Source organism: Thermostichus vulcanus str. 'Rupite', assembly GCF_022848905.1.
Taxonomy (GTDB): domain Bacteria; phylum Cyanobacteriota; class Cyanobacteriia; order Thermostichales; family Thermostichaceae; genus Thermostichus; species Thermostichus vulcanus_A.
Window position 1 is genome coordinate 62,563 of record NZ_JAFIRA010000015.1, and the last position, 8,610, is coordinate 71,172.

Genomic DNA, 8,610 nt, shown 5'->3' on the forward strand with positions numbered 1-8,610 from the left:
CCATGCAGTATCGCAGATTTGGGCGCACCGAGTTGGCTATGCCTGTGCTCAGTTGTGGCGGCATGCGCTACCAGTACAAGTGGCAAGATATGCCCTGGTCAGGGATCCCTGCAGAAGGACAACAGAACCTGGAAGCGACGATTCGACGGGCTTTGGAAGTCGGCATTAACCATATCGAAACTGCGCGAGGCTACGGCACTTCGGAGATGCAGTTGGGCCGCATTTTGCCCCATTTACCCCGCCAAGAGCTGATTGTCCAAACCAAAATTGGTCCCAGTGCTGATCCGAAGCAATTCCTGGCCAAGTTTGAGCAATCCATGGGTTATCTCAACCTGGAGTATGTGGATCTGCTGGCCATTCATGGGTTGAATACCTGGGAGGATCTGGAGCTGAGTGTGCGTTCGAGGGGGTGCCTAGAGGTCTGTCATCAGCTGGTGCGGCAGGGGCGGGTGCGTTTTGTTGGCTTCTCCACCCACGGCCCGACAGAAGTGATCATCAAGGCGATCCAGAGCGGGGGGTTTGATTATGTCAACCTGCACTGGTACTTCGTCAACCAGACCAACTGGCCCGCTATTGAAGCGGCTGCCCAGCAGGATATGGGGGTATTCATCATTAGCCCTTCCGACAAAGGCGGCAAGTTGTACGATCCACCTGCCAAACTGGTGCAATTGTGCCATCCCCTCAGTCCGATGGTGTTTAACGACCTCTTTTGCTTGTCTCATCCGCAAGTTCATACCCTGAGCATTGGGGCAGCCCGACCCAGCGATTTTGATGAGCACCTTCGGGCAGTACAACTGCTGGATCAGGTGGATGAACTGTTGCCACCAATCTTGACTCGCTTGGAGCAAGCCTTAATCGATCAAGTGGGGGAACACTACGCCAAAACCTGGCATCAGGGCCTGCCTCGCTACGACGAAACCCCCGGTCAGGTGAATATCCCATTGATTCTGCTGTTGCGCAATTTGGTCTTGGCCTATGACCTGGTGGATTATGCCAGGGGCCGTTACAACCTGTTGGGCAATGCCGGCAGTTGGCTGCCAGGGCAACGGGCGGATAAAGTGGATGCCAAAACCTTGCAACCCTATCTCATCCACAGCCCCCACCGGGAACGGATCCCGGCTTTGTTGCAAGAAGCGCATCGCTTGCTTTCTGGAGCTGAGGTGAAACGGCTCTCTCAGAGTTAACCTGCCCATTGATCCCGCCATTTGACGATGCCCTCCGCAGCCAGCAACCAACGGCGGGCCACCACATTTTCCCGAATGGGAGATTGCCCCTCCCGCAGCAGCACATACTTATAGGCGATAGCCTGGCCAGCGGTCTGGTGGAACGGGATCTCCCCAAACCAGGTGTTGGCGTTGATGTATTCCAATGGGTACCCTTTGGCGATATCCCAGTTGCCCAATTCCGGGCAATCCCCAATCACCACGATCCATTCGCCAGGCTGGGTATTCACCCCATTGAGTTGTGCCCGTACGATCACTTGGCCCTTGACCCGTTCCCCCACATGGCTGAGGACGATGACGCCACGGGTGGGCAACTCTAGGCCGTGAATGGCTCCTTCCTTCACAAGAATCTTTTGGTGGGTAAGGATACAGGTATGCTCGCCGTCGGGGAACTCAGTGTCCACAGACTCCAGATGGGTGGCCTCCCCCCGGTTGAGAGCGACAAAGCAGCGGCTATCTCGATAGCGACGGGTATAACACCAGACATCGTCGGTCAGGTACTTGCGCCACTGGCTGCCCAAGGACACGGCAGGATTGAGGCGGCGTAGCCCCGACAACAGACGAATTTGGCGATAAAGGGGGGACTCGGGATCCCAGTGTTCCATCATGGGGCGATTGTAGGGATCGTTGCCGCCATCGGTGTCGTTGTGCAGGTATTGCTCGGTGCCGTAGTAAAGACAAGGGATCCCACGACTGGTCATGATGATCGCCACCGCCACCCGCAGCATCTCCGGATCCGGATTCAAGGTCTGGAAGCGACACATATCATGGTTGTCGATAAAGGTGATCAGCTCCGTGGCCCCGTTGTAGCGATAGTCTTTGGCGATGATGTCGTCAATGACGTGAAACCCGCCCTCCGCCCCCTGCCCCAGGGCCGCTCGGATGGCCACACAAAGGCCAAAATCCAGGATCGTCATGCCGGAACAGTTGGCAAATTGCAGCGATGCCTCCACCTCCGGACCGCTGTAAATCCACTCCCCAAAGATGAATACATCCGGTTTGTGGGTTTGAATATCGGCATTAAACTCCTGCCAGAACCAGATGGGCATGTGCTTGACGGTATCCACCCGCAGGGCATCCACACCCCGATCCAGCCATTGTTTGATGGCAGATTTGATGTAGTTGCGATAGTCAGGATTGTTTTCATTGAAGGTGGCCAAGCCGGCCAATTCACAATTTTGCACCTGCCATTCATCTTCCCAGTTGGTCACTTCGCCGTAGTGGTGATACCAATGGTTGACATCGTTGTTGAAGTCGGCGATTAACTTGCCATCGTCAAACAGTTGCCCTTTCATGCCACCCGTATCGGGGCTGCTGTGGTTACAGACGATATCCAGCACCAGCTTCATCTTGCGTTTGTGCAGTTCCTGAATCAGTCGGTCAAACGTGGTGGGCTGGGGATTGTTGAGGGAGGGATCCTCTCCTTTGCCGATGTAGCGGGGGTTAAGTCGTTTGAAGTCTTTGGTCCAGTAGCCGTGCATGGCGGCACTTTCGATAAACAATCGCTCCACCTGCTCAAACAAAGGGGTGAGCCAAATCGCCGTGATCCCCATTTGCTGTAGGTAATCCAGCTTGTCGATCACCCCCTGCAGATCACCCCCCCAATATTTGCCCCAATCTTGACCCTCGGGATCGTAAAGCTCTGGGTTGGGGCCTTCGTTGTTGTCAGGATCCCCGTCGAAAAAACGATCTACCACCAAAAAGTAAAGGGTCTCTTGGCGAAATTCAATATCACGGGTGTAGAGAAATTCTAACTCTTGGGAAGCATTACCAACCTCTACAATATCAGGCTGAGGATCCATAGCTGTACTCCAGAAAAACAGTGAATACCCGCAACAAAAGTTTTACTTTTTAGGTTGATTATTTCACATCTGCTTGAAGGATTTACCCTGAGTAGAATCCAATAACTGCAAAAGTTGCTTAGCTTCTGTTAACTGGCGGGTTAATCCCTGTGCTTCGACTTGTTCACAGAGACGGATCAAGTACTCACAGGATTCTGGCGGCGAAAAAAAAGACTGCATCCACCGTTCATCTTGAACAGTGGATAGGGTGGATAATAAAGTGGTTGATTTCTACTGCGCGTCGTTCCTTGGGTGCGGCATTCATATCAATCCGTCCCCATTTGGGAAAACCCCGCCACAAAGCTTACCCAGAAAAGGATGCCTCAAGCTGGATGCCGCCCAAAGATCTATTCCCAGCTTCAGCAAGACAGGCGCTCTCACTTTTGAGGCGCCTATGCCTTATCTATCTATATCTATCTATGCCCTGTCAACAGCTGATTGCCTATTTAACCGAGCAATATTTAACCGAGCAAATTGTCAATACCCTCTTTGACAGCATCTTTTACATCTTCTTTAGCGTGTTGGGCTGAGGCTTCTGCTTGTTTGGCTTGGCCTTCTAGCTTCTGTTTTTCATCCCCAGTTAGCTCACCAACTGCCTCTTGGATCTTGCCCTCAATGTTCTTGGCAGCAGCTTCAATCCGATTTTCGATGCCCATGGCTTGCTCCTGTTCAGTATAAGAGAAAACTTTTCTAAATCCGCGATCGAACTCTGACGAACCATCAACGAACTAAAAGTAACACGCCTTAGCTCGTGAGAACAAGGAAAAAATCTAAACTTTTATCGAATCTGAAGCTGGGTAACCCGGTAGCATCCTCATTGGTTGGCTAGATTGCCTGCTGGTTGCCGTCCTGAAAAGTAGAGTTCTGTTGCATTGTGCTCTTCTCCGTTACGGGATGTGGCAAGTTGAGAAATAGGGATAGGGATCCCTTCAACCTGTTAAGTCATTTGAACCTTGAGCTCCAGTCGTTCAGAGGTAAAGCCCATGGATGTCGACGAAAAAGCCCGAGAACAGGCGGTCAAAGAGCGCCAGCACAGTGAGCATCTTGAAGAAACCATGCGCACTCGCAAGCAGGTGGAACTAGAACAGGGAGTTCAGCATGGCGAAGTACTAGAACAGGCACGGGAAAGTTTGGCAAAACACCGCCAGCAGGAATCCCACCTTCAGGAGACTATGCTAGAACGCACGGAAGAACGGTTAGATTAGGCCCCAAAACCTAGGGCTGACAGAAGCCAAGCAAGACATTCACAAATCTGAAGCGCTCACTTTTTCTGCCAGGGATCCGTGACGAATGGGCTGGTGACGAAGTTGGCGCTGTTATCAGCTGTTATCATAAATACCTCGCTCCGCCTGGGGGATGTGCGCCTTGCAATATTTGCGTCCCGATCTGCTCCATCTCAAGTCCTACGATGCCGTGTTGCCTCTGGCTGCCGACAAGTTGGATGCCAATGAGTTCCCCCTGGATTGGCCGGAAGGGTTCAAACAAAAACTTTCCCTTCTTTGGGAAAAAGGGATCCCCAGCAACCGTTACCCTGATGCCAACCACCACGGCCTCAAGCAGGCCATCGCCGCCTATGCCGGAGCAGATCCAGCCCAGATTAGCGTGGGCAATGGATCGGATGAGTTGATTCGCTCCCTGTTGATTGCCACCTGTTTGGGCGGGCGGGGCAGCATTTTGGTGCCAGAACCCACCTTTTCTATGTACGCAATCCTGGCGGAGAGTTTGGGGATCCCGGTGGTGCGAGTCGCCCGCGATTCGGAATCCTTTGCCCTAAATCTGCAGGCTTGCGGGCAAGCACTGGCGGACCATCCGATTCGGGTGGTGTGTTTGGTGGATCCCAACTCCCCCACAGGCAATGGTCTCAGCGCAGCCGAATGGGCCTGGATTGAAACCCTACCCCCCCAGATCTTGGTGATTTTGGATGAAGCCTATTTTGAATTTAGCCAGCACACTGCTCTACCGAAGTTGGCTGACCATCCCAATTGGGTGATCCTGCGCACCTTCTCCAAAGCCTTTCGTCTGGCAGCCCATCGGGTGGGGTATGCCATCGGCCATCCGCAGTTGATCCAGGTGCTGGAGTCGATTCGCCTACCCTATAATCTCCCTGCTATCTCTCAATGGGCTGTTCAGATCGCCCTAGAACATGCTGAAGAGTTTTTGGCCGACTTACCCCTGCTGCGCCGGCAACGGGACATCCTGGAGCAAGCCTTGCCGGAATTGCCGGGGGTACGGGTGTGGCCTAGCCAAGCTAACTTCCTCTATTTACGGGTGGAAGGACGGGATCCCCAACAACTGCAACGGGACTGGCAGGACTTGGGTACCTGTGTGCGCGCTACAGGTGGAGGGATCCGCCTGACGGTAGGTACACCCGAAGAGAACCAACGGGCACTCGAGCGCCTGCGGCAACTGTTGCACTAGCCAGACTAACTGGACTGATTAGAGTTGATCGGGATCCCATCCTTGCGAGCGCAGGAAAGCTTTAGCCTGCTCGAGCTGCTGCTGAAGTTGCTCTTTAGCCCGCCGTTCTTGCTCAGCTCGTTGGTACTCCTGTTCGGCTCGCTGCCGTTCAGCCTCTTCAGGCAATGGGATCAACTGCCCCTCCGCCGTAAACCAACGCAGTTTCCCCGCATGGATTCCCAGTTTTAGCCCCAATTGCTCGCTTGGGAGATACCCGGCTGAATCGGGGGGGATCTCTTGATAGCGACCCTCCACCAGGCGAAACCCAGCCAATTCCAGACTGTGCGGATCAAACCAGTAGTACTCCGGTAACCGCCAGATATCTTGATAGAGGGTTTTCTTGGCCCCTTTATCCACCTTTGCCGTGGAACTCGACAGCAGCTCAATCACCACATTCGGATACCGACCGCCTTCATCCCAAATCGTCCAACTGCGCCGGTCTTTTTTTTCGGTCCCCAAGACCACAAACACATCCGGCCCGCGAAAATCTCGTGTCTTCAGTTGCTCGGTGTTGTAGTAGACCGTCAAGTTACCAGAAATATAAAAGTCTTGACGGTCACGCCACCAGTATTGCAAGAGCCGAATCAGCAGATCGATTTGTTGACGGTGAAGATCGGATTCCAAGGGCGGTTCATCACTGTCTAAGTTGCTGGGGGGCAGCAGAATCTCGTCAGGGATCTCCTCTTTCCATCGGGGGGGATGTTCTTCCAGATAAGTCATGGCAGATGGGATGGTCACGAGATCCAACCTGAATGGGATCAGTGTAGTCCAGTTGTCTTGATCCTACAGTCTGGAAAGGGATCCCTCTAAGGATGCAACCACCTCTTGCGCCAACCCAAAGGAGAGGGTCATTCCGGCACCACTGAGAAGGAGCATCCCGATATCAAAGTCAACATCGTGCGGGATTCCACCGGGGTAGTAACGGCTAAGTTACTGGCGGAAAAAGACAATCCACAAGCGGATGCCGTTTGGGGGCTGGCTGCCACCAGTTTGTTGGTGGCTGATCAGCAGGGTCTGTTGGAACCCTACGCTCCAGCTGGCTTGGATCGCATTTTGCCCGAGTTTCGGGACAGTCAAAATCCGCCCCACTGGGTCGGTATCGATACTTATCCAGCCAGCCACAACGAACTTCCTCTGCAAAAGCAGGGTAGAGGGTCACCGCCAACGGCGCCACTGCCCAGCCAATGGGTTTGAACATGGGATCCGCTTGCCCAATGCCACTTCACTCTGGGAGATCCTGCCTTTGGCCGTCAAGTCAGATCATGGCAGGATTGGGATTTAAGGATACCAAGCTACCGCTTCGATCTCCACCAACGCATCAAGAGGCAGACGGGCCACCTGTACACAGGAGCGAGCCGGAGCGGGATCCGTCGAGAAAAACTCCTGGTACACCTCGTTCATGGCAGCAAAGTCCTTCATGTCAGCCAAAAAAACGGTTGTTTTGACCACGTTAGAGAGGTTCGTGCCCCCAGCAGCTAGCACTGCTTGTAAATTGAGTAACGCCTGCCGAGTTTGGGAGACTATATCTTCTCCTGTCAACTTTCCCGTTTTGGGATCCAGTCCCACCTGTCCGGCGGTGAAAATCAATGGACCAAGGACAGCAATCCCCTGACTGTAGGGGCCAACCGGAGTGGGAGCAGCATCGGTTTGAACCGCACAACGACCTGGCTCCCGTTGACTGGAGTGGCCGATCGGTTGAAGGGTGGGATTGACTTCATCCATCTTCGATGTTCTAACTCTTCCGTCACGCTACCACAGGCGGATTCCTGAAAGAATGGGCTGAGAATGCGAAGATGAGCATGTCGGGTTGGAGGACAAACCATGCCTTTGATTAAGCTACAAACGCCCTTACAACCAGAACCCACAGCTGTGGAGAAGTTGCTCAAGGCGCTTTCTACGGCACTATCTCAGCAGTTAGGCAAGCCAGAATCTTATGTGATGACTGCTTTTGAGGCTGGGATCCCAATGACGTTTGCAGGTAGCACAGATCCCTGTTGTTATGTGGAGATCAAAAGTGTTGGGCAATTTTCTGGCAGCCAGACTCGAGCTATGAGTGAAGCCTTTTGTGGACAAATTGAGGCTACTTTAGGGATCCCGAAACAGAGAATTTACATTGAGTTCACCGATGCTAAGGGCTATCTCTGGGGTTGGAATGGCACGACTTTTGGATAAGGCGAATAAGGGATCCCAATCATGCAGGCAATGGTTCAACATCAACAACACACCCTATCGATTCGGACAACCGGCAAATCTTTGCATCGCTTTACAGGGGAGGTGCAGCAGCTTGTGCGAGCTTCAGGGATTCAAGTGGGGCTGTGTCACCTATTTGTCTGCCACACTTCCGCTAGTTTATTGATTCAAGAAAATGCTGACCCGGATGTATTGCGGGATTTGGAGACTTTCTTCGCGCGGTTAGTTCCAGAAGACTTGAGCCTTTATCAGCATATTGCGGAAGGAGCAGATGATATGCCTGCTCACATTCGTTCTGCGCTCACTCATACCTCCGAAACCATTCCGATTCGTTCCGGTCAACTGGCACTGGGAATTTGGCAGGGCATTTATTTGTGGGAACATCGGCAACGGGGGCAACTGCGGCAGGTGGTGGTGCATTTAACGGGATTGTAGGGATCCAGCTCTTTAATGGCTCCACACCCAGCTAACATTTCTGCGTCCCAAACTGTCCAAAAAGTAATGTCAGGTTTACACAGACCGCTGATGTCTAGGGCGTGTTTCCTTTCAGGCGGAGAAACCAACCACATTTCTTTCTTGGCCTGTCAGATCATCAATCTTGATTTTCATGAAGCTTTTCTAGAGACATTAGCCAAACTAACATAATTGTCAGATTTTTTGCGACATATTTTACATCAGTACAGCCTTTTTCTAGTTGCCTTTAGTCGATTCAGTTGGGAGTGAGACAGTATTGAGGGTAAGATGGCGTGGATAGAACCTGTTGGAGGAAGCTTCATGAGCTACAGCTTAGACTTGAGGGAGAGAGTTGTAAAGTATGTTGAGGAAGGGGGCAGTCCAACGGAAGCTGCCCAGCTCTACGACGTCAGTCGTGCAACTATTTATCGCTGGCTAGGCCGAGA

The 8,610-nt window shown here is 52.6% G+C and carries 11 protein-coding genes and 1 pseudogene; 7 read left to right on the top strand and 5 right to left on the bottom strand.

All coding sequences use genetic code 11. The features are described 5' to 3' along the window. The first annotated feature begins 2 nt into the window (after positions 1-2). Positions 3-1,184: an aldo/keto reductase gene (locus JX360_RS07625; protein ID WP_244350056.1), complete on the top strand. Its 1,182-nt coding sequence runs from the start codon at positions 3-5 to the stop codon at positions 1,182-1,184. Here the strand turns inward: JX360_RS07625 and JX360_RS07630 are convergent. From JX360_RS07630 to JX360_RS07640, 3 genes are all read right to left on the bottom strand, one after another. Continuing rightward, positions 1,181-3,025, bottom strand: a complete 1,845-nt coding sequence (locus JX360_RS07630) for an alpha-amylase family glycosyl hydrolase (protein WP_244350057.1) — start codon at positions 3,023-3,025, stop codon at positions 1,181-1,183. The genes JX360_RS07625 and JX360_RS07630 overlap by 4 nt on opposite strands. A 63-nt stretch (positions 3,026-3,088) precedes the next feature. Next, on the bottom strand, positions 3,089-3,244 hold the full coding sequence (locus JX360_RS07635; RefSeq protein ID WP_244350058.1) for a hypothetical protein: 156 nt from the start codon (positions 3,242-3,244) through the stop codon (positions 3,089-3,091). A 281-nt stretch (positions 3,245-3,525) separates the two neighbouring features. Beyond that, positions 3,526-3,720, bottom strand: a complete 195-nt coding sequence (locus JX360_RS07640) for a CsbD family protein (RefSeq protein ID WP_244350059.1) — start codon at positions 3,718-3,720, stop codon at positions 3,526-3,528. Positions 3,721-4,047: 327 nt separating this feature from the next. Here JX360_RS07640 and JX360_RS07645 point away from each other — a divergent pair, with 327 nt between their 5' ends. Both JX360_RS07645 and JX360_RS07650 read left to right on the top strand, forming a co-directional pair. Next, positions 4,048-4,269, top strand: a complete 222-nt coding sequence (locus JX360_RS07645) for a hypothetical protein (RefSeq protein WP_244350060.1) — start codon at positions 4,048-4,050, stop codon at positions 4,267-4,269. Between the two features lie 151 nt (positions 4,270-4,420). After that, complete coding sequence (locus JX360_RS07650; protein ID WP_244350061.1) at positions 4,421-5,482, top strand: histidinol-phosphate transaminase; 1,062 nt, start codon at positions 4,421-4,423, stop codon at positions 5,480-5,482. An 18-nt stretch (positions 5,483-5,500) separates the two neighbouring features. Here the strand turns inward: JX360_RS07650 and JX360_RS07655 are convergent, their stop codons facing one another. After that, positions 5,501-6,241 carry a Uma2 family endonuclease gene (locus JX360_RS07655; RefSeq protein WP_279611338.1) on the bottom strand — a complete coding sequence of 247 codons (741 nt, stop codon included), beginning with the start codon at positions 6,239-6,241 and terminating at the stop codon, positions 5,501-5,503. 144 nt (positions 6,242-6,385) lie between these two features. Here JX360_RS07655 and JX360_RS07660 point away from each other — a divergent pair. Beyond that, positions 6,386-6,682, top strand: a pseudogene (locus JX360_RS07660) (putative 2-aminoethylphosphonate ABC transporter substrate-binding protein); the annotation flags it as partial. A 117-nt stretch (positions 6,683-6,799) separates the two neighbouring features. Here the strand turns inward: JX360_RS07660 and JX360_RS07665 are convergent. Then, positions 6,800-7,243 (bottom strand): RidA family protein, encoded by a 444-nt coding sequence (locus JX360_RS07665; protein ID WP_244350064.1) that lies wholly within the window; start codon positions 7,241-7,243, stop codon positions 6,800-6,802. Positions 7,244-7,342: 99 nt separating this feature from the next. Between JX360_RS07665 and JX360_RS07670 the strand changes: the two genes are divergently transcribed. The 3 genes from JX360_RS07670 to JX360_RS07680 all read left to right on the top strand — a co-directional run. Then, complete coding sequence (locus tag JX360_RS07670) at positions 7,343-7,693, top strand: phenylpyruvate tautomerase MIF-related protein (protein ID WP_244350065.1); 351 nt, start codon at positions 7,343-7,345, stop codon at positions 7,691-7,693. 30 nt (positions 7,694-7,723) lie between these two features. Continuing rightward, positions 7,724-8,146: a secondary thiamine-phosphate synthase enzyme YjbQ gene (locus tag JX360_RS07675; RefSeq protein ID WP_425244373.1), complete on the top strand. Its 423-nt coding sequence runs from the start codon at positions 7,724-7,726 to the stop codon at positions 8,144-8,146. A gap of 339 nt (positions 8,147-8,485) precedes the next feature. Continuing rightward, positions 8,486-8,610: IS630 transposase-related protein (locus tag JX360_RS07680; protein WP_244350070.1), on the top strand; the 125-nt coding region annotated here is incomplete at its 3' end.

Excerpts from the sequence above, each read along its gene's own strand:
- JX360_RS07625 (WP_244350056.1), top strand. The coding sequence starts at position 3 with ATGCAGTATCGCAGATTTGGGCGCACCGAGTTGGCTATGCCTGTGCTC.
- JX360_RS07630 (WP_244350057.1), bottom strand. The coding sequence starts at position 3,025 with ATGGATCCTCAGCCTGATATTGTAGAGGTTGGTAATGCTTCCCAAGAG.
- JX360_RS07635 (WP_244350058.1), bottom strand. The coding sequence starts at position 3,244 with ATGCAGTCTTTTTTTTCGCCGCCAGAATCCTGTGAGTACTTGATCCGT.
- JX360_RS07640 (WP_244350059.1), bottom strand. The coding sequence starts at position 3,720 with ATGGGCATCGAAAATCGGATTGAAGCTGCTGCCAAGAACATTGAGGGC.
- JX360_RS07645 (WP_244350060.1), top strand. The coding sequence starts at position 4,048 with ATGGATGTCGACGAAAAAGCCCGAGAACAGGCGGTCAAAGAGCGCCAG.
- JX360_RS07650 (WP_244350061.1), top strand. The coding sequence starts at position 4,421 with ATGTGCGCCTTGCAATATTTGCGTCCCGATCTGCTCCATCTCAAGTCC.
- JX360_RS07655 (WP_279611338.1), bottom strand. The coding sequence starts at position 6,241 with ATGACTTATCTGGAAGAACATCCCCCCCGATGGAAAGAGGAGATCCCT.
- JX360_RS07665 (WP_244350064.1), bottom strand. The coding sequence starts at position 7,243 with ATGGATGAAGTCAATCCCACCCTTCAACCGATCGGCCACTCCAGTCAA.
- JX360_RS07670 (WP_244350065.1), top strand. The coding sequence starts at position 7,343 with ATGCCTTTGATTAAGCTACAAACGCCCTTACAACCAGAACCCACAGCT.
- JX360_RS07675 (WP_425244373.1), top strand. The coding sequence starts at position 7,724 with ATGGTTCAACATCAACAACACACCCTATCGATTCGGACAACCGGCAAA.